Raw genomic sequence first — 25,623 nt, forward strand, 5'->3', positions numbered from 1 at the left:
CCGCTGAACAACGGAGAGAAACCCCAGATGGTACTTTATTGGTCTTGGCGGGCGGTGGAACTTGTCGGCGTGGATCGCGTTGGGGTGACGGCAGAGGGGGGCTGTCTGCCCCCCATCGCGCCTGACGGCGCGATCCCCCCCCGAGGATATTTTTAGACAGATGAAGGGGATCCGTTTGGTATCTGGACTGGGAAACATATGAGCGATTTGACTGCATTCTGGGCCGGGTCCGTGCGCGGGCGCTGGGGGTTCGACGTTAAGCTGACGCGGCTGGACGGGGAATATGACCTGAACTTTCTGGCGCAGGCCACAAACGGGCAGGACTATGTTCTGAAGGTCATGCGTGCAGGCTGCGAGGCGGATCTGGTCGATCTTCAGATCAGGGCGCTGGAACATATCGCGGCGGAGGCCCCGGGCCTGCCGTTTCCAAAGGTCATTCCCGATCTGAACGGAGCACTGTTGCCAGAGATCGAGGATGCAGCGGGTGAGGCCCGGCTGGTCTGGCTGCTCGAACGGTTGCCGGGAACCTGCTACGCCAAGGTCGCGCCAAAAAGTGAGGAACTGATCCTGAAGCTGGGCCGCGTTCTGGGCGCAACCGACCGGGCGCTGCGGGGGTTCTCGCATAACGGTTTGGACAGGCCGGCGTTCAAATGGGATCTGACGCAGGCCGGGTGGATCGGTGATCAGCTGGACGCGATTTCCGACCCGGATCGGCGCGATCTGCTGGCGGGCATTGTGGCAGGGTATGACCGTTGCGCGGGTGAACTGCAGGCGTTGCCGAAGCAGGCCATTCACAACGACGCCAATGACTACAACATTCTGGTTGACGGCGAATTGGGTCGGCATTCGGTGTCCGGGCTGATTGATCTGGGCGACATGTGCGCCGCGCCGCGCATCTGCGATCTGGCCATCGCCGGGGCCTATATCGTGCTGGACCATCCGAAGCCTGAACGCGCGTTGGCGGCTTTGGTTCGCGGTTATCACGCCGCCAACCGCTTGCAGGCCGAAGAGGTCGATCTGATCTGGCCGCTGCTGCGCATGCGGCTGGCGGTGTCGGTGGTGAACTCGACCCTGATGGCACTCGAGAACCCGGACGATCCCTATGTGACTATTTCGCAGGCACCTGCGTGGCGGTTTCTGGAAAACGCTTCCGTCAATGGCGATCTGATGCCTGCGCGGTTGCGAGTGGCCTGCGGGTTTCCGGTGACCAGTGGGGCCAAACGGGTGCAAGCGTATCTGCAGGATCATCGCGGCCATTTTGCGCAGATGTTAGGGCAGGATCTGAGCGATGCGCCGATGGGGTCGCTGTCGGTTGAGAACTCGCTCTGGCCGCAGAACCCGTTTCACATGCCCCTGGAAGAAGCAGCCCGCGTGGGTGAGGAATTCGGCGAAGGCCTCTGGCTGGGGTATTACAACGAGCCGCGCCTGATCTATGCCGAGCCGGGGTTCCATAAGGGGCCGTGGAAAGCCTCGGACCGGCGCACGGTGCATCTGGCGGTGGATGTGTTTGCCCCCGCAGGCACCGTTCTGCATGCGCCCATGAGTGGGCGGGTTGAGGCTGTGGAAAACCGGGACGCGCATCTCGATTATGGCGGCGTGGTGATCCTGCACCACGAAACGCCCGAGGGCGATCCGTTCTATACGCTCTATGGCCATCTGGACCCCGAAGTCTGTGACCGCCTGAAACCCGGCGATCCGGTGGCGCAGGGCGCGGCCTTTGCCCGCCTTGGCGACGCTTCGCAGAATGGCGGCTGGGCCCCGCATGTGCATTTCCAACTGGCGTTGACAACGGAGGGGATGCAGGCCGACTGGCCCGGCGTGGCCGACCCGGATGAACTGGAGCTGTGGAACGCGGTCTGCCCGAACCCGGCGGCGCTGCTGAATTTGGCCGACGACAAGGTGGCCTATCGCCCAACCGACAAGCGGGCGATCCTGCAAGATCGGCACGATCATTTCGGCGGCAACCTCAGCCTGACCTATGACGATCCGGTCATACTGGTGCGGGGGTGGAAACACCACCTGTTCGACGAATGGGGCCGACCCTATCTGGACGCCTACAACAATGTCCCCCATGTGGGACACGCGCATCCGCGCATTCAGGCGGTGGCGGCGGATCAGTTGAAGCGGATGAACTCGAACACCCGCTATCTGCATCCTGCGCAGACTGAATTTGCCGAGAAAATCCTGTCAAAACTGCCGGAGCAACTACAGGTCTGCTTCTTCGTCAACTCAGGGACGGAGGCCAATGAACTCGCCTTGCGGCTGGCGCGTGCGCATACCGGCGCGAAGGGGATTGTGACGCCAGATCATGGCTATCACGGGAATACCAATGCCGCGGTTGCGATCTCAGCCTACAAGTTCAACAAGCCGGGCGGGGTCGGTCAGGCGGATTGGGTCGAACTGGTCGAGGTCGCGGATGACTATCGCGGATCGTTCCGACGCGACGATCCCGAGCGCGCGACAAAATTCGCGGATTTGGTAGACCCTGCGATTTCCGCGCTGCAGGACAAGGGCCAGGGTGTTGCGGGTTTTATCGCCGAGACCTTCCCCTCGGTCGGCGGTCAGATCATCCCACCCAAGGGTTATCTGCCTGCGGTCTATGAGAAAATCCGCGCCGCAGGGGGCGTCTGTATCGCCGATGAGGTGCAAACTGGGCTGGGGCGTCTGGGCGATTACTATTTCGGCTTCGAACATCAGGGCGCGCTGCCGGATGTCGTGGTGATGGGCAAGCCTATCGGCAACGGGCATCCGCTGGGTGTGCTGGTGACAACCAAAGAGATCGCGAAAAGCTTCGACAACGGGATCGAGTTCTTCTCGACCTTTGGCGGCTCGACCCTGTCCTGTCGCATTGGGAAAGAGGTTCTGGACATCATCGATGACGAAGGGCTGCAGGACAACGCCCGCTTGATGGGCGCGCGTCTGATGGAGGGGCTGCGCGGGATCGAGGCCGATTTTGGCTGCGTCGGCGACGTACGCGGCATGGGGCTGTTTGTCGGGGTAGAACTGGTCAATCCCGACGGCTCGGAAGCCACCGAAATCTGCGGTTACATCAAAAACCGGATGCGCGATCATCGCATCCTGATCGGCAGCGAAGGGCCCAAGGACAACATCCTGAAAATCCGCCCGCCCCTGACCATCGAGGCTGAAGATGTGGACATGATACTTTGGGCGCTGCGCCAAGTTCTGGCCGAAGTTGGCGACTACGCCCCCGAACCGGTCTGCGACCATGATCACCACGACCACGGTTGCGGCTGTTGTTAGAAAATGACCCCGGCTGCGCGGGCCGGGGTCTGGCTTTGCCACTCAGTGAACGACGGTCGCGGGGGACCTGTGACCGGTTGTTGGCAAAGGTATGGCTGCCGTCATTCTGCGCAGGGCCAGACCCAGTTCCTCGGACAGCGAGGCCAGCGCGGGGGCAAAATCCGGGCGCACGATGAGCGAGGCCATCATCATCGCATCTTCGCGCGCGCCTTCCGAGGCCGCCGCGATCATCTGCGCGAAACAATTCTCGTCCGCGCCCAGACACGAGCACCCCAAACCATGCCGTATCAGCGGACGACGCCCGTGATGGGCGCAAAGCGAACACAAGCGATCCAGCGCCAGCATCGCCGTGCGCCCGTGATCCGTGCCGAGCGCGATATCGAAATCGCTGGCCGCATCGGCCTGCCCGCCGGGCCCATCCGCCCAAAGCCGCAGATACATTACCGCGCCCGCTTCGATCGGGTCGAGGTCTGACAGGCGGCCAACAGCCGCCCCGCCTCGCGAAGACGGCGCGCTCATTTCGTCAGGATCAGCTTGCCAGCGCGGGTGATGCGCAGCGTGTAAAGCTGATCGCCCAGCTCGATATGGGCCAGATTGCCGCCCTTGGTCAGGTCTTCGGCCTTGTGGGCAGGCAACATGGAAACGGCATAGGATTGGGTGGCGGTCGGGGTCTGCGCGTTCATCGGACAACTCCAGAGGTTTTCAGGCAAATGGCCTGATCTGTTCGCTTTTCTATCGGTCTGGCTGACCCAATGCTGGGTTGGCTGATGACTTCCACCCTTAATCTGATTATTTTAGTAAGGTATGTCAAGCCCGGCTTTCCGGACGCGCGGTATTGGCGCAATTGCGCTACAGGGAAACCCGCGTTAGGTCTTGGCAAACAAGGCAGGAAGGCGGGCATATGACCACAGCAGTTGTGTTTGATCTGGACGGAACTCTGGTGGACAGTATCGGTGATCTGGCCGGGGCCGCGAACCGGATGCTGGCAGAAGTCGGGCACGAACCGTTGCCGCAAGACGTGATCCGGGGATTCGTGGGCAACGGTCTGCCAAAGCTGGTTGAACGGGTCATGCGCCATTGCAACCTGCCGATAGATCGCCATGCAGACCTGACCCGAGCAACGCTGAACCACTACAATGCCGCCGCCAGCGAAACGACCCGGCCCTATCCCGGCATAACCGAAGCGCTGGCCAAATTGCAGGACATGGGCTGCGTTCTCGGGGTCTGTACCAACAAACCCGAAGGCCCGGCGCGCCACGTGCTGGAAGCGCTCGATCTGGCCCATCATTTCAAGGTCGTTCTTGGCGGAGACACCCTGCCCGTCCGAAAACCCGATCCGGCCCATCTGACGGAAAGCTTCCGTGCCCTGTCGGCCAAAGGCCCTTGCCTGTTTGTCGGCGATAGCGAAGTGGATGCCGAAACGGCAAAACGCGCGCAGATCCCGTTTCTGCTGTTCACCGAAGGGTACCGGAAATCACCCGTAGTCGAGATTCCGCATGATGCCAGCTATGGCAGCGCCTCGGATTTGCCCGCGCTTGTCACCCGCATCGCGGGGCAGCCTGCCTGAAATCCAACACTCTACCCCCCAAAATTATTGAGGGGCCGGCCGAGGGGGTGTGGACCAGCCCCTCATGGGGGAAAAGTGTTCGGTCATCGCAGACCGGGTGGTTGTACTCTTTCTACCGAATCCCCTTGGGTGGCGAAATTGGGGGTTTCCCGTAGAAAGACAAAAACGACTATAAACTCATACATAAAGGATCATTTTGATCCAAAAATTAGCAAGCGTTTTTCTGCACTTACAGTCTTGGTCCAGACGCCGCTTGGACGCTAAAAAAGATATAATTGGGCATAAAAACACCCCAAACCGAAGGGAAGAGGACGGAAATGGGGACGAATCGCACACGCGCAAGGCCGGTTTCCTCCCCTGTTCTGCAGGGCATTCTGCCCATTGACCGGGCGCATCTTCCGACCGAGATTCTGGCTGGTATCACCTTTGCCTGCCTCGCGATCCCCGAGGTTATGGGCTACACCAAAATCGCCGGAACACCGGTTATCACCGGGCTGTATACGATCCTGATCCCGATGGCGCTTTTTGCGCTGTTCGGATCGTCGCGGCATCTGGTCGTTGGCGCGGATTCCGCCACAGCAGCGATCACCGCATCGGCGCTGGCCGGGATGGCGGTGTCCGGATCATCGGAGTATCTGGCGCTGGCCTCGCTTCTGGCGATGATGGCCGGAGTGCTTCTGATCGCCGCGCGGCTGATCGGGCTGGGATTTTTGGCGGATTTCCTGTCCAGAACCGTGCTGGTCGGGTTTCTGACCGGCGTCGGGGTTCAGGTCGCCGTCGGCGAAATCCCCGGCATGCTGGGCTTCGAAGTCGCAGGCCACGGCACCCTGACCAAGCTGCGGGGCGTGTTTCAGAACCTCGGTCAAATCAACGGGCCAACCCTTGCGGTTGCCACGGCCGTATTGGCGACGGTTCTGGGCCTCACGCGCCTGTCGCGCAAAATACCGGGGCCGCTGATCGCCGTTGTCGCGGTAATCCTGTGCAGTTGGGGATTCCAACTGGATACGCTCGGCGTCGCACTGCTGGGCACAGTGCCCGGCGGTTTACCTTCGCTTTCGCTACCGGATGTGCAATGGAGTTGGTCGCTGTTCAAACAACTGCTGCCCACCGCCCTGTCGATCTTTGTCGTCATTCTGGCCCAAAGCGCCGCGACCTCGCGCGCTTATGCCGCCCGGTATGACGAGAGGTTTAGCGAGAACACCGATCTTGTAGGGCTGGGTCTTGCCAATCTGGGCGCTGCAGTCACGGGGACCTTCGTGGTGAACGGCAGCCCCACCAAGACCGAGATGGTCGCCAGCGCCGGTGGGCGCAGCCAGATCGCGCAACTGACCACCGTGGTGATCGTACTGGTGGTCATCCTGTTTCTGACCGGACCTCTGGCTTTTATGCCGACGGCCGCGCTGTCGGCCATCGTGTTCCTGATCGGCGTAAAACTGATCGACCTGCGCGGGCTGGCCGCCATTTATAGGCAGGCGCGATCCGAGTTCTGGGTCGCGGTCGCAACCGCTGCCGTTGTCGTTGTGGTGGGCGTTGAACAGGGCATCATCTTCGCGATGGTCCTGTCGCTGGTCGATCATACGCGCCGGGGCTACCGGCCCAAGAACTCGGTGATCGTTCAGACCGACGATGGCGGCTGGCATTCCAAGGCGCTGTCGCCTCCGAACCAGTTCGAACCGGGCCTTGTGATCTATCGCTTTTCCCACGGGATGTATTACGCGAACATGCAGCGGCTCTCGGACGATGTGATCGGGATTGTCCGGGGCTCGGGCCCAGAGATTGACTGGTTCTGCATTGATGCCTCGGCCATCGACACGGTCGATTTCACCGCCGGATACACGCTGCGCAGCATCCATAGGGAGCTGCAGGCCCGAAATATCAGGCTGGTCTTTGCCATGGTGGAACCCGATGTGCGCGCGGAACTGACGCGATATGGGCTGGTCCAACAGGTCGGAGAAAGCTTCATTTTTGAAACCGGCCAGGATCTGGTGAGCGCCTTTCGCAAACGCCCAAAAGACAACAGCTAACACGGCAGGGTTATTCTTGTTTTTACGGCCCGCATCCCGGCTGCGTTGCGGTATGGGCAAGGCCGCCATGACCAAATACCCCCTTCACAGTAAGGGTGACACCACGCCATATACAACCGATGGGAGGACCAATTCCTACGGGGGTCCTGATGGCACATACAGCACATCAATCGCAAACCGGTTTCTCTGTCCTGGGCCTGATTGCAAAGTTCGGCTCAGCGATCACGAACGCGCTGGTCAGCCTGGCCGAGGCGCAATCGCGCGTCCGCAAGGTCAACTACCTGCAATCACTGAGCGACGAGGAACTGCAGAAGCGCGGCCTGACGCGCGAACGCATCGTTCACCGCGTCTTCACAGACTCGCTCTGGCTCTGAACGCCGCGGGCGACATAGTGCAAGCCTGCACGCCGTTCATCACGGCCTAAGGTCTAGGCGGCAGGTGTTCTGGTCTGATCGCTACCTTCGGCCCCTTCACCGTAGTTGCGGGCTTTTGACATTTTCCCGATGCCGGGGTTGAACGAGTTGGTCGGATCGCAACATTTGTAATGCGCCGCCAGATCGGGCTTGGCCTTATACAAATGCCCCACATTGTGCTCGGCCGGGTATTCCGCGCCGCGTTCGTCGAACAGGGCCAGCATCGCTGCCTTCAGCGCCTTGGGGTCCGCGCCTTTCTTGACCACGTAGTCCTGATGCATCACGTGGCACATGAAGTGGCCGTAATAGAGCTTGTGAACCAGTTGATCTTCGATCTCGGGCGGTAGTTTTTCCAGCCAGTCAAGATCGTTCCGGCGCAGGGCGACGTCGAGGGCGATGATATCCTCGACCTCATTGGCGTGGATCGCCATGTAGCGTACCGCAGCACCGGCTGCCGCAAAACGATGCAAACCCGCGATCTTAGCTTCACGCGCGGTGCACTCAAAGAAGTCGGCGTCGCGGTCACCGAGGAAATCGGGGAGCCATTGTGCCGCCTCATCAATCCCGCCGTCTTTCATTTTCAGGATCAGGTGGTGTTCATAGCGATCGCGGAACTCGGTCATCCGTTTGGGCAAGACCCGAGGCCACAGCGCCACCGCCATTTGCATGAAACGATCGGTGAAGTTCCGCAGCACCGGGATACGGCGCAGTCGCGCATCCACCGCGCCTTTCAGGGCAAAGAACATCGGCAGCCGGTCGGTGCCCAGCTTGTCAATCATGACAACCGTGTCCTTGCCGTAGCGCGCCGTGATGTCGAACACCTCGCGCTGCATGTATTCGGCTGAAACGGGCAGTGAGGTGAACTCGGACAGGATGTGCCGACGCAGCGCGGCCAGATCGCCCGGGTCATTGGTGCCGATATAAAAGACCTTCTCGGCCTCATTCTTGGGGAATGTATCCAGCCGCACCGCAAAAACCGCCAGTTTCCCGGCCGAGCCTGCGGATTCGAACAGCTTCGCCTTGTCCGCGTTGAAACGGGCCGGCGTTTGGGCATCCACGTCCCGCACGATCTGCGCGTAATCACTGGCCGAGGCGCGTTTATTGGTCTCCCCCGGAGCGCGGTCGAAAGTTCCGGCGTCCAGGTTGCCCAGGATCTCTTCGGGCGTCTCGCCCAGATCGATGCCCAGGTGATTGACCAACTCCAACTCACCGGTCTCGGTGATCTGCGCGTAGACCGAGAGTTCGGTATAGACCGGCCCACGCTCGACCAGAGAGCCGCCGGAATTGTTGCAAACACCGCCGACAATCGAGGCCCCAATGCAGGACGAGCCAATCACCGAATGCGGTTCGCGCCCCAGCGGGGCCAGCAGTTTCTCAAGCGCAAACAGGGTGGCACCGGGAAAGCTGACCACCTGTTCGCCCTCGTTCAGCGGCACCAGCGCATCCATGCGGCGGGTGTTGATCAGAACCACGTCGCGATCATAGCTGCCGGACGGGGTCGAGCCTTCGGTCAAACCGGTATTGGCCGCCTGCATGATCACGATCTTGTCGGCAGCCACGCAGGCCTGAAGCACTTTCCACTGCTCCAGTAAGCTGCCAGGTCGCAGGACGCACAGCGCCTCGCCCTCACCCGAGCGGAAACCGCGGCGGAACCGTTCGGTGGCCCGTTCGCCGGTCAGGACATGGCGCGAACCAACAATTGAACGGAAATTGGTAATCAGTTCATCATTGGTCATGGCAGCCTCCGTTACGGTCTATGCGGCGCGAAAGCGGATGTTCTCGCGGCTCAGTTGGTCGATGCTGGTGACGCCCATCAGCTTCATGTCGCGCTCAATCTCGGCGCGCATCAGCCCCAGCGCCCGTTCGACACCGGGCTGACCGGCAGCGGCCAGCGGATACAGATAGTGCCTACCGACACCAACCGCTTTGGCCCCCAGCGACAGCGCTTTCAGCACATGCGTGCCACGCTGAATGCCGCTGTCCATCATCACGTCCAGCTTGTCGCCAACGGCGTCAACGATTTCGGAAAGTTGGTCAAAAGGCGTGCGCGAGCCGTCCAACTGGCGGCCCCCGTGGTTCGACAGGATGATGCCGGTGCAGCCAATCTCAGCCGCGCGTTTGGCATCCTCGACCGTCATGATGCCCTTCAGGCAGAACTGACCGTCCCAGTCGCGCACCATCTGCGCCACGTCATCCCAGTTCATCGACGGGTCCAGCATCTCGGTGAAGTAGCCGCCGATCGAGCTGGCACCGCCGCCCATATCCACATGTTCTTCCAGTTGCGGCAGGCGGAATTTCTCGTGGGTGACGTAGTTGATGCCCCACATCGGCTTGATCGCAAACTGGATCATACCACCCAGCGTCAGCCGGAACGGAATCGAAAACCCGGTGCGCAGGTCACGTTCGCGATTTCCACCGGTGATGCTGTCCACGGTCAGCATCATCACCTCGACGCCTGCCTCTTTCGCGCGCTGCATCATCGCCGCGTTCAGTCCGCGATCCTTGTGGAAGTAGAACTGGTAGACTTGCGGGTTCTTGTGTTTCTGGCGCAGTTCCTCCAGCGACACGGTGCCCAGCGAGGACACCCCGAACATGGTGCCGTATTTCTCGGCCGCTGCCGCCACGGCGCGTTCCCCCTGATGGTGGAACAGGCGCTGTAAGGCAGTGGGCGAGCAGTAGATCGGCATGTCCAGCTTCTGCCCCATCACCGTGACAGACATGTCCACATCCGACACGCCGCGCAGGACCGAGGGCAGCAGATCGCAGCGGTCGAACGAATTGGTGTTCTCGCGATACGTCACTTCATCATCCGCGCCACCGTCGATGTAGTTGAAGATGGGCCCCGGCAGCCGCTGTTTGGCCAGCCGCCGGAAGTCGTGGAAGTTATGACATTGGTTCAGACGCATGGTGCAGCTCCTTAGTAGGCGACCGAAGGCAGCCAGGTGGCGAGGGTCGGCCACAGGAAGACCATCGCCAGACCGGTCAGCTGCAGCAGCACGAAGGGGATGATGCCCTTGTAGATGTGCATCAGCTTGATTTCGGGCGGGCAGACGCCTTTCAGGTAGAACAGGGCGAAGCCCACCGGCGGTGTCAGGAAGCTGGTTTGCAGCGTTACTGCCACCAGGATCACGAACCAGACCAGCGCGGGCTCATCCAGAACGCCAAAGCCGGGGATGTCGATGCCCAGCCCGTTCACGATGGGGCGCATCAGGGGCAGTACGATCAGCGTGATCTCGATCCAGTCCAGTACAAAGCCAAGCAGGAAGACGATGAACAGGATGAACAGAACCGTGCCGTTGGCCCCGAAGCCGGTGGATTGCACCACATGCTCGATCAACTCGTCCCCGCCCAGTTCACGCAGAACATACGAGAACACGGTCGCACCGAGGAAGATCGCGAAAATGTAGGCGGTGGTGTTGAAAGTCGACACCAGCACGTTCCACAGCTTGGTGAAAGTCAGCTTGCGATAACCCAGCGCCAGCAGAGTGGCACCCAGCGCACCGATGCCCGAGGCCTCGGTCGGCGTGGTCAGACCCGCAAAGATCGAACCGAGCACTGCCAGGATCAGCATCAGCGTCGGAATGACGGCGATCAGAACATCCTTGACGGCGGCCCAGTCGGGGGCCTTGGCACCCTCGGGCACGGGGGCCGCGTCACGCTTCACCAGCGCCAGGATGAAGATGTAGGTCAGGTACAGGCCACCGATGATCACGCCGGGGAAGACCGCGGCCATGAACAGGTCGCCCACAGACAGGGCCATCTGGTCGGCCATGATCACCAGCATGATCGACGGCGGGATCAGAATACCCAGCGTGCCCGAAGCCGAGACCACGCCAGCCGCCAGCGTCGGTTGGTATTTCTGCTGCATCATTGATGGCAGCGACAGCACGCCCAGCAGAACCACGGAGGCTCCGATGATACCGGTTGAGGCCGCCAGAATGATCCCGATCAAGGTCACGGTGATCGCCAGCCCCCCACGCACGGTGCCAAAGAGGCGCTGCATCGAGGACATCAGACGCTCGGCCACACCGGATTCGTCCAGCATCAGGCCCATGAAGATGAACATCGGCAGGGCCACCAGAACCGCGTTCGACATGGTCGCATAGACCCGGTTCACCACGGCGCCAAGGGTCAGGTAATCCAGCCCGGTAAAGGTGCTTTCCAGCCCGGTCCACAGCATCAGGTCGTTGTCGAACAGATAGGCCAGACCGCAGTAAGCCACACCAACACCGGCGAGAACCCATGCCACCGGATAACCGGTGAAGAGTAGCGCGATGAAGGTCAGGAACATCGCGATGACCAGCTTTTCCTCGGTCGTCTCAACAAGGAAGGTCAGGCCCACACAGACGGCGGCAAAAACGGCCAGCACCAGCAGGATGCGGCGCAGCGGCGCGCCCTCTCGTTCCGAGGCTGGTCCGTAGAGCAGCGCGTGCCCGTCATGGATCAGTCGGGCCAGTGCAGCCAGCGCCAGCAGCACAAAGCTGATCGGTATGACCGCCTTGAACGCCCAGCGCGCAGGCAGGCCGGTGGGGCTGTCCGAGCGTTCGTTGACGCGGAAGCTTTCGTAGAAATAGTCGTAACCCTGATCGATCATCAGATAGATGAACGGGGTCAGAAGGGTCAGAATGCCGATCACCTCGATCACCCGCTGTGCCCGGCGGGAAAGCTGCATGTGCAGCACGTCCACACGCACATGGCTGTCGGTGATCAGGGCGTACGAGATGCCGATCATCGTGACGATGCCGTAGAAATGCCACTGGATCTCGTCCAGTTTGGGATAGTTCTGGCTGAGCAGATAGCGCAGCGAAACCTGGGTGAAGATCGCGGCGATCAGCAGGACATTGGCCCACATGACCACATGACCCACGGCCTTGACCCCTGTGTCGATCGCCACGGCGATTTTCTGGCGGTCGGTTTCGGGATGTTCCAGAAGGCCTTCATAGGCCTCGACCGGATCATTAAGGTTCTTTTGGGTGGACATGGTCATTCCTCACTCAGCAGCCCGGCGCGCGGGCAGTGAAAGGTTAGAAATTCCGGATTTGGAAAGAAGTGACCGGAGCAGCGGTTGCCGCCGCTCCGGTTTCGTCAGTCAGGAGGTTACTGACGCGGGAGGAAGGCGTTGGTCTTCCACAGGTCATAGCCTTCGCGGAACTCGTTCATGTCGGCCAGAACCTGAGCGAAGAAGGCGTCATTGGCAGCCTCTTCGGCGGCAACTTCTTCCCAGGTGGCGCGGAACGTGTCCAGCATCTCGGGCGACCACTGCTTGATGGTGACACCGTTGTTTTCGACGTTGTCGATCAGCGCTGCGTGCTGGATGGCTTCACCTTCGGCAAAGCTGTCTGCCATCGAGGCCTTACAGGCTGTTTCGATGATCGCCTTGTGCTGATCGCTGGTCTCGTTCCAGACGTCCTTGTTGATCATCAGTTCAAACACAGTCGCCTGCTGGTGCCAGCCGGGGAAGTAGTTGAACTTGACCAGCTTGTGGAAGCCCAGACGCTGGTCGATGGCGGGCATCGAGAACTCGGTCGCGTCGATGGCACCTTTTTCCAGCGCGGGGAAAATCTCACCACCCGGCAGCAGCGAGGTTGCAACGCCCAGCTTCTGCATCACTTTGCCGCCCAGACCGAAGAAACGCATCTTCAGGCCGTTCAGGTCTTCGGGGCTGTTGATCTCGGTCGCGAACCAGCCCGAGGTTTCGGGCGCGATGATGGCGCAGGGCATGACGTGCACATTGTAGCCCGCCTGATCATACATCTCCTGATACAGTTTCAGGCCGTTGCCGTAATACAGCCACGCCATGTATTCGCCTGCCTCGGGGCCGAAAGGAACGGCCGAGAACAGCGGCGCGGCGGGGATTTTACCAGCCCAGTAACCAGCGGTGGTGTAGCCCGAGTTGATCTTGCCGGTGGAAACGGCATCCAGAATTTCGAACGGCGGAACCAGTTTACCCGGCTCGTACACTTTCATCTTCAGCGTGCCGCCCGACATCAGGTCAAGCTGTTCGGCAACGCGCGGAATGGGCGAGCCCAGACCCGGCAGTTCGGTCGAGAACGCAATCGGGGTTTTCAGCAGCAGCTTGTCAGCCGCAACCGCAGGTGCGGCAAGCAGGCTGGCGGCCACAGCGAGGCTCGTCAGGGTCTTCTTCATGAAATCTCCTCCAGGGTTGGTCGGGATGTTTGCCCGATCAGCGGCGCAGGCTCTTCCAGCGCCTCTCCGGTGGTAAACTAACTTTACCATCACCATCCAGTCAATAATTTTATTTACCACTGAGGTCCACTAAGGCGAGCTTGGGTGCCGCAATTTCTGATAAAAGCGCGGCGCTGCACCATGCTGTGTTGTGCCGCTAGTTATTAAAAATTGTTTAAAAATAGGGTCCTACAGAGATCTCAGCCCAATAATTCAGCCGCTTGAATTTTTTGCAGATATGGTTATATTTGTTTGCCACTGGCACTGTGCCCGGATCAAACAGAGGCGTACCAACATGAGCAGCATGGCGATTTTTGAACCGGTCGGACACGAATCGCTGGCCGAAGCCGTGATATCGCAGATCGAAGACCTGATCGCCTCGGGTATCCTGAAACAGGGCCGCAAACTCCCGTCAGAGCGTGATCTGGCCGAGATGCTGCGCGTGTCGCGCCCGAAACTGCGCGAAGCGCTGGCCGTGCTCGAAGAACGCGGACTTGTCACCACGCAACATGGCGAAGGCACGTTTGTGGCTGCGCTGACAGGACAAGCCATGATGCCAGCCCTTCTGGCCCTGTACCAACGGCACGAGCCCGCCTTTTTCGACTATCTCGAATATCGCAGAGAGCAGGAAGGCTTTGCCGCCCGGCTTGCCGCACGACGGGCAACAAAGGCCGACAAGGAACGGATTGCCGAGATTCTGGACGAAAACGAGCGTGCCTGGCGGGAAAGCGATACGAAAGCCTCACAAGAGGCGGATTTTGCCCTGCACTCGGCGATTGTGGATGCCAGCCAGAACGCCACGCTGATCCACATGATGGCGTCGATCTATGACCTGACCCGCCGGGGCGTGTTCTACAATCGTGACTTCCTGCGAAGCATAGACGGAACCGGCGAGAAGCTGTTGCAGCAGCACCTGGAACTGGGCCGGGCAGTCATCGACGGCGACGAAGCGCGCGCCGAAAAGGCGGCGACCGATCACATCGACTTTGTCGAGGAATCCTTCAAGCTGGGGATCGAACAGAGCCGCCGGGAGGCTATGGCCGAAAAGCGCCGCATGCTGTCCCGGTGATCTGCTGAATCCCAGCTTTGGGCGGTCGCTAGAGGACTGCCCGTTGCGCCAATCCCTTTTCCTCCGCCAACCGTGCGGCGACCGACGCCACGGCGAGGTCCTGCAAACCGACACCGGTTCCGTCGAACAGAGTGATTTCGTCAGCGCTGCTCCGCCCCGGATGATCGCCATTGATCACCGCACCGATCGGAGTGATCTGGTGTGACGTCAGCGACCCGTCTGCAATCGCGTGCTGCGCCTCGCCGATGGTGGTGGATTGGGCGGTCTCATCGGTGAACACTGCGGCGGCTGCAACCAGCGTCGGGTCGACTTCTTGCTTGCCTTTGGTGTCGGTGCCCATGCAGGCCAGATGAGTGCCGGGCTTGATCCAGTCCCGCATCAGCAGCGGTTCGAACGCCGATGTGATGGTAATAATCACATCCGCCTGCGCGCCCAGTTCCTGTTGCGAGACGGCTTCGAACTCCAGACCAATCTCCTCCGCCACTGCCTGAAGACGCGGCAGCATATCCGGGTGCGGGTTCCAGGCGACCACTTTCTCGAAATCGCGCTGCTCGGCAGCCGCGCGCAGTTGGAACGCGGATTGGTGGCCCGCACCGACCATGCCCAGCACTTTGGCGTCTTGTCGCGCCAGATGGGCAATCGACACCGCAGATGATGCGGCTGTCCGCACAGCCGTCAGATAGTTGCCGCCAACCAGCGCGGCCAGTTGGCCCGTATCGGGGTCGAACAGGAACACGGTGGACTGATGGTTGGTCAGGCCCTTGTCCATGTTTCCCGGCCAGTACCCGCCGGATTTTACACCCAACACCTGCCCCGCCCGATCAAAGCCGGATTTGAAGCCGTACAAAGCGTTGGCATATCCAATGGCCTCTCGAATGACCGGGAAGTTATAGGCATCACCGCGGGCCATCGCAGCGAAGACAGCCTCGACCGCGGTGAACGCATCTTTACGCCCGACCAGTTGCTGGCACAGGTCTTCTCCGACGATCAGCAGGCCCTTTTCAGACATGTCCTTCATGCTCCTCCCCCTCAGCTCAAAACGCCTTGCCGCGTGCTGATACCGGCCACAGGGTTTCAACCTTGCCACCCCGCACGCCCACATACCAATCATGCACATTGGCCGTCGGGTCACAGTGCCCCGGCACCAACCGCAGCTTGTCGTTGACCTTCAGAACCCCGTCCGGGTCGGCAACAACGCCATGCTCGTCCGAACATTTGATGTATTCCACATCCGAGCGCCCAAAGATCACCGGCAGGCCACTATCCACCGACTGCGCCTTGAGGCCCGCATCCACGATGGCCTTGTCCGCCTTGGCGTGGCTCATGACGCTGGTGAGTATGAAGAACGCATTCTCCCACTCGCCCCGGTCGATCCGGTTACCGTCCTTGTCCAGAATGCGACCGTAATCGGCGTCCATGAAGGCGTAGGACCCGCACTGCAGCTCATTATAAACGCCTGAGGTGCTCTCAAAGTAATAGGAACCAGTTCCACCGCCGCCGACGATGTCACAATCCAAACCTTCGGCTTTCAAACCATCAACGGCGTCTTTGACCTGCGCTACGGCGATGTTGATCTTGGCTTTGCGGTCCTCGTACAAGTCCATGTGTTGCATCGCGCCTTGATAGGCCTGAATGCCCGCGAATTTCAGCCCCGGAGCCGCATCGATGGCTTTGGCGATGGCGATGACCTCGGGGGTGGTGGTCACTCCGCAGCGGCCCGCGCCGCAGTCGATCTCGACCAGACATTCGATTTCCGTGCCGTGACGCTGCGCGGCCTCGGACAGGTCTGCAACGTTGTCGATATCGTCCACGCAGCAGATCGTCCGCGCGCCCAGCTTGGGCATCCGTGCCAGACGGTCGATCTTGGCCGGGTCGCGCACCTGATTGGAGACCAGGACATCCTTGATGCCGCCTCGGGCAAAAACCTCGGCCTCGGACACTTTCTGGCAACAGATCCCGCAGGCCCCGCCCAGATCGACCTGCAACTGCGCGATGTCCACAGATTTATGCATCTTTCCATGCACCCGGTGGCGCATCCCGTGCGCCTTGGCATAGTCGCCCATCTTTTTGATGTTACGCTCAAGCGCGTCCAGATCCAGCACCAGGGCGGGGGTTTGAATCTCGGCCTCATCCATGCCGATGGCGGCTGGGATGTCGAAGCCAACGTCCAGTTGATCGATATTTACAGGCTTGTTCATGACTTCCTCCTCAGCCCCTGATCCAGGGCAGTTTATCCAGGTCCACATTTCCGCCGGTGATGATCACCCCAACGCGCTGGCCCCGGAAAACATCCGGGTTCTTCAGAATGGTGGCCAGCGGCACGGCGCTGCTCGGCTCCATCACGATGCGCAGGTGCTTCCAGGTGATCTTCATCGCGTCGATGATCTCTTGCTCGCTGGCCGTGTGAATATCGCGCACGAAGTTCGACACGAAATGCCAGGTGTTTTCCTTCAGCGGCACCTTCAGCCCGTCAGCGACGGTTACGGGCGCGTCATCGGCAATGATGTGCCCGGCTTTGAAACTGCGATAGGCATCATCGGCCTGTTCCGGCTCGGCCGCATAGATGTTCACGTCGGGCGCAAGGTTGGACAGGGTCAGGCAGGTGCCCGAAATCATGCCACCCCCGCCAATCGGCGCGACCACCGCATCCAGCCCGTCCGTCTGTTCCAGCAATTCCGCCGAACAGGTCGCCTGCCCCGCAATCACGCGCGGGTCGTTATAGGGGTGCACAAACTCGCCGCCGGTGCTGGCCTGGACCTCGGCAAACACCGCCTCGCGCGAGGTTGTTGACGGCTCGCATTCGGTGATGATCCCGCCATAGCGGCGCACTGCGTCTTTCTTGGCCTGCGGCGCTGTGCGCGGCATCACCACGTTGCACGGAATACCCCGCCGACCCGCCGCATAGGAAAGGCTAAGCGCATGGTTGCCGGAAGAATGGGTGCAGACACCGCGCGCTGCGGCCTCATCGTTCAGACCAAAGACCGCGTTGCAGGCCCCGCGGACCTTGAAGGCCCCGGCTTCCTGCAGGTTCTCGCATTTGAAGAAAAGCTGCGCACCGGTCACATCGTCCAGAAAGGCCGACCGCATAACCGGAGTGCGATTGATATGGGGCCTGATCCGGTCATGCGCCTCTTGCATATCGGCAACGGTCAGGCAATCGGCTGTCGTCATATCGTCAAGCATCGAAACTGTCCTCAAGCCACGGATTGCAAAGGGTTCGCGCTGCCCGAGCGAAAGAACTCCTGCGCCGCCGCGACGCCGCTGCCCAGCGCGATGGGATAGTCCAGATCGGCCATCGCCATCTCGACCGTCGCGAGGCCGGACAGAACCATAACGTCGGTCAGGCTGCCCAGATGGCCGATGCGGAAGGCCTTGCCGTTCATCTCACCCAAACCGATACCGAAGCTGACGCCATAGGCGTTGAACGCGTGGTCGGTCAAAGCGTTGCTGTCGAACCCGTCGGGCACATAGATCGCGCTGACTGTGTCGGAATACAGGTCCGGCGACTGTGCAACCAACTGCAGCCCCCACGCAGCAGTGGCCTTGCGCACGCCCTCGGCCAGACGGAAGTGGCGCGCATAAACGTTGTCGAGGCCTTCTTCGAACAGCATCTTCAGGCTTTCCCGCATGCCATAGATCAGTTGCAGCGGCGGCGTGTAGGGAAACCCGCCCGACGCGTTCGCCGCCATCATGTCGCGGAAATCGAAATAGGTGCGCGGCAACTTCGCCTGCTCCATCGCATCAATTGCCTTTGGGCTGACGCATAGAATGGCCATCCCCGCCGCCAGCATGAACCCTTTCTGCGAGCCCGAGACGGCGATATCGACACCCCACGCATCAAACTCGAACGGCATCGAGGCCAGCGAGCTGACGCAATCCACAAACAGCATCGCCGGGTGATCGCTGGCATCCAATGCCTTGCGCACTGCGCCGATATCCGACCGGACGCCGGTGGCTGTCTCGTTGTGGGTAACCAGAACCGCCTTGATCTGGTGGCCCGTATCGTCGGCGAGAATCTCAGCGAACTTGTCTGCCGGGGCACCGCTGCCCCATGGGCAATCAATGATACGCACGTCCAGCCCGTGACGCTGACACAGATCGATCCAGCGGTGACTGAACATACCATAGCGCGCGACCAGAACCGTGTCGCCGGGGCTGAGCGTGTTGGTGATCGACGCCTCCCACCCGCCGGTCCCGCTGGCCGGGAAGGTGACGATCTGACCCGAGGTTGTGCCGAAAACCTTCTTGGTGTCCTGCAGCACAGGCGCGAAAGTTTCCACGAAATCCGGCGCGCGGTGGTCCTGCGTCTGAACCTGCATGGCCAAACGCACACGATCCGGGATGTTGGTCGGGCCGGGTATGAACACCGGGTTTTGGTTGGACATCGCATCTTCCTCCGCTTTGGTAAAAGCATCTTATTCGACGCGGAGTTTTGCAATTTTCTCGAAAATGTTTTTTGGCAGGTGAAAAATTGGGCCAAGGCCCTGTAATAGAAGGATCAGCGATTTTTTCATTTTTTAGGTCACATTTTCAATTAATGAAAAAATATGTCAGAACTGCTGAGAACAGGTTCTAAAACACAGGGAATCAACGGTGAAAACTCAGCAACGCGCGCGGGGGCGTCCGAAATCGCAGTTCAAGGAAAGTTCGGCCGGAACGATGCAATCACTGGACCGCGCGCTGGGAACGCTCAGCGCGGTGGCGCAGCTGGAACGCTGCACGCTCAGCGATCTGAGCCGCGAAACCGGTGTGCCCACCGCGACGACGCACAGGATACTGACCACATTGTCCAACCGGGGCTTCGTAAGCTTCGATGAAACCCGGCAGGAGTGGATGGTCGGGATCGAGGCTTACCGGACCGGTGCGTCCTTTCTGAAACGCAACAATGTGGTTGGAATCGGTCGCCCCATCATGCGCAAGCTGATGCAGGACACGGGTGAAACCGCGAATATGGCGATGCCGGATGGCGGTGATGTGGTCTTTGTCAGCCAGATCGAAACCAGCAACCCGATCCGTGCGTTTTTCCCAGCCGGGTCACGAACGCCGATGTACGCCTCGGGTACGGGCAAGGCGTTGCTGGCGGCCATGTCGCGCGCGGCGCTGGACAAAATCCTGTCCGGGGCGCGTTTCGAAAATTTCACGCAGCGCACCCTCGCAGATGCCGAGGCCTTGTTGTCCGATCTCGATCGCATTCGCGAACGTGGCTGGTCCTTTGACGAGGAGGAACGGCATTCGGGCATGTCTTGCATCGGGGCCGCGATTTACAACGAACAGGGTGAACCCTTCGCTGGGGTCTCGGTATCCGGCCCCACCGCGCGGTTTCGCGATGCATCCGTTGCGCGGTTCGGTGCGTTGGTCGCAACAGCGGCCCGCGATATCACCGCAGCGGTTGGTGGAAAGCCGAAACAGCCAGAGACGGCAGGCGGCTAGGTTCGGCCAACCGAAGTCAGGCCGATCTGCGCCATCGCGATGCTCATTTCATCGCTCAGAACGGACCAGAGCTGGTCCAGCCCGTTTTCGCCTTCGGCAGCGATTGCGAATTGCAGAATGCGGCCAAAGAAAACGAAATCGGCGCCGCTCAACAGCGCCTTTAACGCATCCTCACCGGACCGCAGGCCGCTGTCGTAGAAAAGGGGGAATTCCTGCCCGACCGCCTTTCGGATTTCGGGCAGCATCAGGAACGGCGCAGGAGCGCTGTCCAACTGCCGCGCGCCATGGCTGGAGACCTGGATCGCATCCACCCCGGCCTGTTTCAGTGCAACCGCGTCTTCGGGGTCCAGAACGCCCTTGACCACCAGCTTGCCCTGCCACTGATCCCGCAAGCGGGCCAGCGTGCCCCAATCTGCCTTGGCGCGGCTTTCGGTGCGATCGAACGCGTACCCCTGCATCAGGAAATTGGCCATCTGTGGCCTGCCTTTGAACAGGGTCGCCAGTGACCAGTGCGGATGCAGGGCAAAATCGACAAACTGGCGCAGACCTATCCGGAACGGCATTCGAAACCCGTGGCGCAACTCTCGCGGTCGCCGACCGACCTCGGGCACGTCCACGGTCAGAACTAGGGTCTCGTAGCCTGCCGCCTTGGCACGGTCCACCAGCTTGAACGTGCCGGAGCCGTCGCCGCTGAAATAGAGCTGGAACCAAGCGTTGCCCTCGGCGGTTTCAATCAGGTCCTCCATCGGGGTCGAGGCGACCGTGGACACACCCAGCGGCACCGCCCAGCGCGCGGCCAGTCGGGCCAGCATCAGATCTGCACCCGGCGCGGACAGGTTGCACATCCCCATCGGGGCGATGCCGAACGGACGTTGGGCAGGCTTGCCAAAGATCGCTCTGCTCAGCGACCTTTGGCTGACATCGCGCAGAATACGGGGCCGCAAGGTCATCGCGTCCAGCGCCGCGCGGTTGCGGGCCGCGCCGGTTTCCGCCCCGGCGGCCCCGTCGATGTAGTCGAACACCATCCACGGCAAACGCCGCCGCGCAAGACGACGGGCGTCCTCGGCGCTGTGAATGGCGCTGGATGGCATCAGGCCTGAAGGGCCGTCATAAACCGGTCGCGGATTACCACCGGGTCCATCGTGATCGGAGGCATCTTGGCGTTGCCGCTTTCGCATTTGCTGACGATGATGGTCATCTGCTTCGCGTCCAGCGCCTCTTGCAGCACCCGGCCCGTATCTTCCGCCGGGCACTCGATCACGCGCTCGCATCCTGCGGCCTCGGCCATCTTCGACAGTGAGGTTTTCTGCCCGGCATAAGTGGGCTGATCCCCGGTCGAACCGTAAGAGCCATTATCGACAATCAGCAGGATGTAATTGTCGGCGACGTTGTTGGCGATGGTCGGCAGCGTCCCCAGATTGGTCAGGATCGAGCCATCCCCATCGATCACGATCACCGGTTTCGGCTGCGCCAGCGCCAAACCCAGACCAATACTTGAAGCCAACCCCATCGTGCCCAGCATGTAGAAATTGGTGGGCTGATCGTCGATGGCGTGCAGCTCCTGGCTGGGGATGCCGATGTTGCAGACCACAAGCTGATCCCGCAGGATCGGAGCGATTTCTTTCAGGATTTCAGAACGGATCATTGGTCGCCATAGCCTCCCCAGAAGTTGGCGTCGGTCAGGATGGCGACCGGCTTGTTGCACATGAAGGTGTATTTCAGGATCGCGTCCAGTTCCTCGACATCATGCTGGTGGTGGAAGTGGTAGGTCGGGATGTTCAACTGCGCCAACAGGGCTTTGGTGTGCACCGCCATTTCAACCTGACAGGCGATGGGTTCGCGCAATTCCCCCCTGTACGAGATCAGCATGGGCAGCGGCATCCGGTAGTACTGGATCAGCGTCGCCAGCGTGTTGATCGTCACGCCGATGGCGGTGTTCTGCATGATGATTGCCGGGCGTTTGCCGCCCATCCATGCGCCTGCGCACAGGCCCATCCCCTCATCCTCTTTGTTCGAGGGGATGTGGTAGATACCGTCCCGCTGGTCTATTTCGTCGATGACGCCAGCCAGTTGCTTGCAGGGGACGGTGGTCACGAACGAGATATCGTTCGCCACCAGATCGTCAGTGATCTTCTTGTCGATATTCATGTCCAGCAGTCAGTCCTGTTTGGGGCGCACACGGCGCGATTGAACGGTCAGACCCCGCGATGCACGTGAACGGCGCAGGGAGCATGGCGAACGACCCGTGACGCGGTCGATCCAAGGAAATAGTCGCTCAGGTCGGGCTTGTGCGACCCGATGACAATGCAATCCGCCGCGTGTTCAGCAGCGTAGTCGATGATGGTACGGGCGGTGTGGCCCTTGACGATATCGGCGGTCACACCCTCGAGCCCTTCGATCTTGTCCAGCAGTTGGCTGCGCGCGCGCTCATAGGCTTCGGTGACAACGGATTTGTCGAGATAGGCACTGACCGACCCCTGGGGCATCTCATAGACATGCAACGCGATGATCTGGGCTCCGTCTGCGGACAGCGCGCGGGCCACTTCCAGCGTATGCTGCGAAATGCCGTGGTCCAGCGCCATCGGAACGAGGATTTTCTTATACATGTCTGCCTCCTTTGCTGCAGGCTTAATCCCACGGGTTCAGGATAATCTTGGGCGATGCAACCGCGCCAGTGCGCAGTTCGCGAAAGGCCTGCCCGCCATCGGACAAGGCCCGTTCCTCGGGCCAGTCCAGGGGGCCGAGCCTGCCGTCGAATATGGCCTGCGCCGTTTGTCGGAAATCGTCGGCGGTGTAGGTGTAGGTACCGATGAAGGTAATTTCTTGCAGAGTCATGCGCCGGATGTCGAGGCCCCCGGTATCCTCGCCCAGACCAACATGCGCGATGACGCCGCCGGGTGCCGCACAGGCCGAGGCGGTGGCGCGGGTGGTTGCATACCCAACCGCGTCGATCACCAGCGGGAACTCGGACTTGGGCGCGGCCACAAGATTGAACGCGCAATGTTTGCCAAGGAACTCGCGCCGCAGATCGTTCGGTTCGGCAATGGTTACGTCCTCAATCCCCATCGCCTGCAGCGCCAGCGCCGCCGCAAGGCCAATCGCGCCGCCGCCGATGACCAAAGCCTGCTTGTCCATCGAGGGGTGCAAGGCCTCAACCGTCAGCCGTACCGTGTGCCAACTGACCGCCAGAGGTTCCGCAAGCGCGGCTTTGGACAACGGCACGTGATCGGGCACCTCGATCAGATTAGCCTCGGGCATCGCGACGTACTGCGCGAAGGCTCCTTCGCGTGGCGGCATTGAGATGATCTGACGGTTCGCACAAATGTTCTCGCGCCCTGCGGTGCAGGCCGGGCAGGTACCACAGGTGATCAGGGGGTTGATGGTGACGCGTTTGCCGTCCTGTGGCCCGCCCACAATCACGCCCGCAGCTTCATGCCCCAGTATCAGCGGCGCGGGCCGCCGCGCATCGTGCCCGAGATAGGCGTGCATGTCCGAGCCGCAAATGCCAACCGTTTCAACCCGCACCAGATGCTCACCCGGGCCGGGGGCTGGATCGGGAACCTCCCGAAACGTCAGTTGTTCGACGCCGTCATAAACCAGAGCTTTCATTTCGCCGTGAACCCCCCGTCAACCATGAGGATCTGGCCTGTCACGTAGTTGGAGGCTTTCGAGCACAGGAACAGGATCGGGCCGTCGATATCCTCTAGCCGTCCGTTGCGGTCCATGCAGGTTTGCGCTGCGTTGCGAGCCGCGCGTTCGGGGTCGTCGAAAACGGTCTGCGTCAACTCGGTCGGGAAGAACCCCGGCCCGATGGCGTTGGCGGTGATGCCGTGGGGTGACCAGGCCTCGGCCATGGCGCGGGTCAGTTGCCCGACCCCGGCTTTGGTCGCACCATAGGCAATGCCGCCAGGAAAGGCGCGGGTTGTCTGCAGCGAGGCGAAGTTCACGATCCGGCCCCAGCCCCGCGCTTTCATCGCGGGCACCATGGCCTGACTTAGAAAAAACGGCGCGCTGAGGTTCAGCGCCAGAGTCGTATCCCAGCCGTCTTCGGTCACGTCATCCGCCACCTCGCGCGTGTTGATCCCGGCGGCGTGGACGAGAATGTCGGGTGGCCCGAATTTAGAGGACACGCTTTCGACCATCGCCCCGGTATGCGCCCGGTCGGCCACATCTCCAGCAACCGCCGCACACCGCTCTCCAATCTCGTCGCAAAGCTGGTTCAGTGCCTCCGCACGGCGCGCCACGCCAACGACCATTGCCCCGGCTGCAGCCAGCACCTGCGCCACGCGCCGCCCAAGACCCGCGCTTGCTCCGGTGACGCAGGCGACCCGACCGGACAGATCGAATAGCGCGCGGGGGTCATCCATCGGCGGTCAGGTCAAACTGTTCATCAGGGAAATACTTGGCCAGCCGCACATCGGCGGCGCGCGCGTGCCCCTCCATCCCTTCCAGTCGGGAAATGCGGGCCGTCGCCACGGCAATGGGTTTCGAACCTTCGCGCGTGGCCCGCTGCCAGGTGACGATCTTCATATATTTGTGCACGCTCAGCCCGCCAGTATAGCTGGCCGCGCCTGAGGTGGGCAGTACGTGGTTGGTGCCGGTGGCTTTGTCGCCATAGGAAACGGTGGTCTCTTCGCCCAGAAACAACGAGCCATAGCAGGTGAGCCGGTTCAGCCACCAATCCAGATCCTGGGCCTGAACGGTCAGGTGTTCGGGGGCGTATTCGTCGGAACAGGCGGCCATTTCTTCGCGGTCGGAACAGACTATGACCTCGGCATAGTCGCGCCACGCCGCAGATGCGTTTTCGCGGTTCAGTTCCGGCAGGTCTTCGATCAGGGAGGGCACCAGGTCCATGACCTTCTGCGCCAGCACCCGGTCATCGGTCACAAGCCAGACGGGCGAATTGTACCCATGCTCGGCCTGACTGACCAAATCCGTTGCCACCACATGCGCATCCGAGGTCCCATCAGCCAGGATCAGGCTGTCAGTTGGGCCCGCGATCATGTCGATGCCGACCTTGCCGTAGAGGATGCGCTTGGCCTCGGCCACGAACTGATTGCCGGGACCCACGAGGATATTCGCGCGCGGCAGGCCGAACAGGCCATAGGTCATCGCAGCCACACCCTGCACGCCGCCCATGGCCAGAATGCTGTCCGCGCCACAGATATGCGCGGCATAGACAATCGCGGGTGCAACGCCTTCGCCCGGCTTTGGCGGAGAGCAGGCGGTGATGTGGCGGCATCCGGCGACCTTGGCCGTTGTCACCGTCATGATCGCGCTCGCGATATGGCTGTAACGACCGCCCGGCACGTAACAGCCCGCCGCATCGACCGGGATCGCCTTTTGACCGGCGATGACGCCCGGCACGATCTCGACCTCGACATCCGAAACGGTCGCTTTCTGGGCCTCAGCAAAGCGGCGCACGTTGTCATGGGCAAAGCGGATATCGGCCTTCAGCTTCTCGGGCACCAAAGCGATGGCGGCGTCGATCTCGGCCTGCGTCATCAGCACGTTGCCTTCGAACTTGTCGAACTTGGCCGCGTATTCCATCGCCTTGGCGTCGCCGCCGGCCTCGATATCGGCAAGGATGGTTTTGACCGTATCGTGCACCTCGGACGCATGCGATTGCGCCGTCAAAGTCGCCTTTTTCAAGTAGTCACGCGGCATTTTCAG

General features: G+C 61.0%; 23 protein-coding genes. 6 read left to right on the top strand and 17 right to left on the bottom strand.

What is annotated here, in order from left to right:
• Positions 1–198: 198 nt before the first annotated feature.
• Complete coding sequence (locus ACR0NJ_RS17810) at positions 199–3,261, top strand: aminotransferase class III-fold pyridoxal phosphate-dependent enzyme (protein ID WP_480818445.1); 3,063 nt, start codon at positions 199–201, stop codon at positions 3,259–3,261.
• A 42-nt stretch (positions 3,262–3,303) separates the two neighbouring features.
• Here the strand turns inward: ACR0NJ_RS17810 and ACR0NJ_RS17815 are convergent, their stop codons facing one another.
• Both ACR0NJ_RS17815 and hemP read right to left on the bottom strand, forming a co-directional pair.
• Positions 3,304–3,780 (bottom strand): hypothetical protein, encoded by a 477-nt coding sequence (locus ACR0NJ_RS17815; RefSeq protein ID WP_480818446.1) that lies wholly within the window; start codon positions 3,778–3,780, stop codon positions 3,304–3,306.
• Complete coding sequence (hemP, locus tag ACR0NJ_RS17820; protein ID WP_480616420.1) at positions 3,777–3,944, bottom strand: hemin uptake protein HemP; 168 nt, start codon at positions 3,942–3,944, stop codon at positions 3,777–3,779. Before hemP ends, ACR0NJ_RS17815 begins: the two co-directional genes overlap by 4 nt.
• A gap of 218 nt (positions 3,945–4,162) precedes the next feature.
• On the opposite strand from hemP, the gene gph reads away from it, so the two are divergent.
• From gph to ACR0NJ_RS17835, 3 genes are all read left to right on the top strand, one after another.
• Positions 4,163–4,828: a phosphoglycolate phosphatase gene (gph, locus tag ACR0NJ_RS17825; protein WP_480818447.1), complete on the top strand. Its 666-nt coding sequence runs from the start codon at positions 4,163–4,165 to the stop codon at positions 4,826–4,828.
• Positions 4,829–5,145: 317 nt separating this feature from the next.
• Positions 5,146–6,852: a SulP family inorganic anion transporter gene (locus tag ACR0NJ_RS17830; protein ID WP_480818448.1), complete on the top strand. Its 1,707-nt coding sequence runs from the start codon at positions 5,146–5,148 to the stop codon at positions 6,850–6,852.
• A gap of 149 nt (positions 6,853–7,001) precedes the next feature.
• Positions 7,002–7,226, top strand: coding sequence for a hypothetical protein (locus tag ACR0NJ_RS17835; RefSeq protein ID WP_480818449.1), 225 nt, complete (start codon positions 7,002–7,004; stop codon positions 7,224–7,226).
• A gap of 53 nt (positions 7,227–7,279) precedes the next feature.
• Here the strand turns inward: ACR0NJ_RS17835 and dld are convergent, their stop codons facing one another.
• The 4 genes from dld to ACR0NJ_RS17855 all read right to left on the bottom strand — a co-directional run bounded on the left by dld (position 7,280) and on the right by ACR0NJ_RS17855 (position 13,412).
• Positions 7,280–9,001, bottom strand: coding sequence for a D-lactate dehydrogenase (dld, locus tag ACR0NJ_RS17840; protein WP_480818450.1), 1,722 nt, complete (start codon positions 8,999–9,001; stop codon positions 7,280–7,282).
• A gap of 18 nt (positions 9,002–9,019) precedes the next feature.
• Positions 9,020–10,171 (bottom strand): alpha-hydroxy acid oxidase, encoded by a 1,152-nt coding sequence (locus ACR0NJ_RS17845; protein ID WP_480818451.1) that lies wholly within the window; start codon positions 10,169–10,171, stop codon positions 9,020–9,022.
• A gap of 11 nt (positions 10,172–10,182) precedes the next feature.
• Positions 10,183–12,246, bottom strand: a complete 2,064-nt coding sequence (locus tag ACR0NJ_RS17850; RefSeq protein WP_480818452.1) for a TRAP transporter large permease subunit — start codon at positions 12,244–12,246, stop codon at positions 10,183–10,185.
• 116 nt (positions 12,247–12,362) lie between these two features.
• The gene (locus tag ACR0NJ_RS17855) at positions 12,363–13,412 is read right to left on the bottom strand and encodes a TRAP transporter substrate-binding protein (protein WP_480818453.1); all 1,050 of its coding nucleotides are present in this window, start codon (positions 13,410–13,412) and stop codon (positions 12,363–12,365) included.
• Positions 13,413–13,746: 334 nt separating this feature from the next.
• Between ACR0NJ_RS17855 and ACR0NJ_RS17860 the strand changes: the two genes are divergently transcribed.
• A complete protein-coding gene (locus tag ACR0NJ_RS17860; RefSeq protein ID WP_480818454.1) occupies positions 13,747–14,520 on the top strand; it encodes a FadR/GntR family transcriptional regulator in 774 nt (257 codons plus the stop codon).
• 28 nt (positions 14,521–14,548) lie between these two features.
• Here the strand turns inward: ACR0NJ_RS17860 and bhcD are convergent, their stop codons facing one another.
• The 4 genes from bhcD to bhcA are packed head-to-tail and all read right to left on the bottom strand — an operon-like array spanning position 14,549 to position 18,905.
• Entirely contained in the window at positions 14,549–15,538 is a 990-nt protein-coding gene (gene bhcD / locus ACR0NJ_RS17865) for an iminosuccinate reductase BhcD (protein WP_480818455.1), read from the bottom strand.
• A gap of 16 nt (positions 15,539–15,554) precedes the next feature.
• On the bottom strand, positions 15,555–16,718 hold the full coding sequence (bhcC, locus tag ACR0NJ_RS17870) for a 3-hydroxy-D-aspartate aldolase BhcC (protein ID WP_480818456.1): 1,164 nt from the start codon (positions 16,716–16,718) through the stop codon (positions 15,555–15,557).
• A gap of 10 nt (positions 16,719–16,728) precedes the next feature.
• Positions 16,729–17,703 (bottom strand): beta-hydroxyaspartate dehydratase BhcB, encoded by a 975-nt coding sequence (gene bhcB / locus ACR0NJ_RS17875; RefSeq protein WP_480818457.1) that lies wholly within the window; start codon positions 17,701–17,703, stop codon positions 16,729–16,731.
• Positions 17,704–17,714: 11 nt separating this feature from the next.
• Entirely contained in the window at positions 17,715–18,905 is a 1,191-nt protein-coding gene (gene bhcA, locus ACR0NJ_RS17880; RefSeq protein ID WP_480818458.1) for an L-aspartate--glyoxylate aminotransferase BhcA, read from the bottom strand.
• 208 nt (positions 18,906–19,113) lie between these two features.
• On the opposite strand from bhcA, the gene ACR0NJ_RS17885 reads away from it, so the two are divergent.
• Complete coding sequence (locus ACR0NJ_RS17885) at positions 19,114–19,950, top strand: IclR family transcriptional regulator (protein WP_480818459.1); 837 nt, start codon at positions 19,114–19,116, stop codon at positions 19,948–19,950.
• On the opposite strand, the gene ACR0NJ_RS17890 is transcribed toward ACR0NJ_RS17885, so the two are convergent.
• Genes ACR0NJ_RS17890 through hisD form a run of 7 tightly spaced genes read right to left on the bottom strand, consistent with a single transcriptional unit; the run spans position 19,947 to position 25,617 of the window.
• Entirely contained in the window at positions 19,947–21,041 is a 1,095-nt protein-coding gene (locus ACR0NJ_RS17890; RefSeq protein WP_480818460.1) for an alpha-hydroxy acid oxidase, read from the bottom strand. The genes ACR0NJ_RS17885 and ACR0NJ_RS17890 overlap by 4 nt on opposite strands.
• Entirely contained in the window at positions 21,041–21,595 is a 555-nt protein-coding gene (gene comE, locus ACR0NJ_RS17895) for a sulfopyruvate decarboxylase subunit beta (protein ID WP_480818461.1), read from the bottom strand. Before comE ends, ACR0NJ_RS17890 begins: the two co-directional genes overlap by 1 nt.
• A complete protein-coding gene (comD, locus tag ACR0NJ_RS17900) occupies positions 21,592–22,098 on the bottom strand; it encodes a sulfopyruvate decarboxylase subunit alpha (protein ID WP_480818462.1) in 507 nt (168 codons plus the stop codon). Before comD ends, comE begins: the two co-directional genes overlap by 4 nt.
• Before the next feature lie 47 nt (positions 22,099–22,145).
• Complete coding sequence (locus ACR0NJ_RS17905) at positions 22,146–22,556, bottom strand: universal stress protein (protein ID WP_480818463.1); 411 nt, start codon at positions 22,554–22,556, stop codon at positions 22,146–22,148.
• A 22-nt stretch (positions 22,557–22,578) separates the two neighbouring features.
• Positions 22,579–23,559 (bottom strand): alcohol dehydrogenase catalytic domain-containing protein, encoded by a 981-nt coding sequence (locus ACR0NJ_RS17910; RefSeq protein WP_480818464.1) that lies wholly within the window; start codon positions 23,557–23,559, stop codon positions 22,579–22,581.
• A complete protein-coding gene (locus tag ACR0NJ_RS17915; RefSeq protein WP_480818465.1) occupies positions 23,556–24,317 on the bottom strand; it encodes an SDR family NAD(P)-dependent oxidoreductase in 762 nt (253 codons plus the stop codon). Before ACR0NJ_RS17915 ends, ACR0NJ_RS17910 begins: the two co-directional genes overlap by 4 nt.
• The gene (gene hisD / locus ACR0NJ_RS17920; RefSeq protein ID WP_480818466.1) at positions 24,310–25,617 is read right to left on the bottom strand and encodes a histidinol dehydrogenase; all 1,308 of its coding nucleotides are present in this window, start codon (positions 25,615–25,617) and stop codon (positions 24,310–24,312) included. The genes ACR0NJ_RS17915 and hisD overlap by 8 nt, the downstream gene beginning before the upstream one ends.
• Positions 25,618–25,623: the final 6 nt, after the last annotated feature.

Source organism: Ruegeria sp. F11 (assembly GCF_056533855.1).

What these genes read in the sequence shown, in the direction of transcription:
- ACR0NJ_RS17810 (WP_480818445.1), top strand. Translation starts at nt 199, where the DNA reads ATGAGCGATTTGACTGCATTCTGGGCCGGGTCCGTGCGCGGGCGCTGG.
- ACR0NJ_RS17815 (WP_480818446.1), bottom strand. Translation starts at nt 3,780, where the DNA reads ATGAGCGCGCCGTCTTCGCGAGGCGGGGCGGCTGTTGGCCGCCTGTCA.
- hemP (WP_480616420.1), bottom strand. Translation starts at nt 3,944, where the DNA reads ATGAACGCGCAGACCCCGACCGCCACCCAATCCTATGCCGTTTCCATG.
- gph (WP_480818447.1), top strand. Translation starts at nt 4,163, where the DNA reads ATGACCACAGCAGTTGTGTTTGATCTGGACGGAACTCTGGTGGACAGT.
- ACR0NJ_RS17830 (WP_480818448.1), top strand. Translation starts at nt 5,146, where the DNA reads ATGGGGACGAATCGCACACGCGCAAGGCCGGTTTCCTCCCCTGTTCTG.
- ACR0NJ_RS17835 (WP_480818449.1), top strand. Translation starts at nt 7,002, where the DNA reads ATGGCACATACAGCACATCAATCGCAAACCGGTTTCTCTGTCCTGGGC.
- dld (WP_480818450.1), bottom strand. Translation starts at nt 9,001, where the DNA reads ATGACCAATGATGAACTGATTACCAATTTCCGTTCAATTGTTGGTTCG.
- ACR0NJ_RS17845 (WP_480818451.1), bottom strand. Translation starts at nt 10,171, where the DNA reads ATGCGTCTGAACCAATGTCATAACTTCCACGACTTCCGGCGGCTGGCC.
- ACR0NJ_RS17850 (WP_480818452.1), bottom strand. Translation starts at nt 12,246, where the DNA reads ATGTCCACCCAAAAGAACCTTAATGATCCGGTCGAGGCCTATGAAGGC.
- ACR0NJ_RS17855 (WP_480818453.1), bottom strand. Translation starts at nt 13,412, where the DNA reads ATGAAGAAGACCCTGACGAGCCTCGCTGTGGCCGCCAGCCTGCTTGCC.
- ACR0NJ_RS17860 (WP_480818454.1), top strand. Translation starts at nt 13,747, where the DNA reads ATGAGCAGCATGGCGATTTTTGAACCGGTCGGACACGAATCGCTGGCC.
- bhcD (WP_480818455.1), bottom strand. Translation starts at nt 15,538, where the DNA reads ATGAAGGACATGTCTGAAAAGGGCCTGCTGATCGTCGGAGAAGACCTG.
- bhcC (WP_480818456.1), bottom strand. Translation starts at nt 16,718, where the DNA reads ATGAACAAGCCTGTAAATATCGATCAACTGGACGTTGGCTTCGACATC.
- bhcB (WP_480818457.1), bottom strand. Translation starts at nt 17,703, where the DNA reads ATGCTTGACGATATGACGACAGCCGATTGCCTGACCGTTGCCGATATG.
- bhcA (WP_480818458.1), bottom strand. Translation starts at nt 18,905, where the DNA reads ATGTCCAACCAAAACCCGGTGTTCATACCCGGCCCGACCAACATCCCG.
- ACR0NJ_RS17890 (WP_480818460.1), bottom strand. Translation starts at nt 21,041, where the DNA reads ATGCCATCCAGCGCCATTCACAGCGCCGAGGACGCCCGTCGTCTTGCG.
- comE (WP_480818461.1), bottom strand. Translation starts at nt 21,595, where the DNA reads ATGATCCGTTCTGAAATCCTGAAAGAAATCGCTCCGATCCTGCGGGAT.
- comD (WP_480818462.1), bottom strand. Translation starts at nt 22,098, where the DNA reads ATGAATATCGACAAGAAGATCACTGACGATCTGGTGGCGAACGATATC.
- ACR0NJ_RS17905 (WP_480818463.1), bottom strand. Translation starts at nt 22,556, where the DNA reads ATGTATAAGAAAATCCTCGTTCCGATGGCGCTGGACCACGGCATTTCG.
- ACR0NJ_RS17910 (WP_480818464.1), bottom strand. Translation starts at nt 23,559, where the DNA reads ATGAAAGCTCTGGTTTATGACGGCGTCGAACAACTGACGTTTCGGGAG.
- ACR0NJ_RS17915 (WP_480818465.1), bottom strand. Translation starts at nt 24,317, where the DNA reads ATGGATGACCCCCGCGCGCTATTCGATCTGTCCGGTCGGGTCGCCTGC.
- hisD (WP_480818466.1), bottom strand. Translation starts at nt 25,617, where the DNA reads ATGCCGCGTGACTACTTGAAAAAGGCGACTTTGACGGCGCAATCGCAT.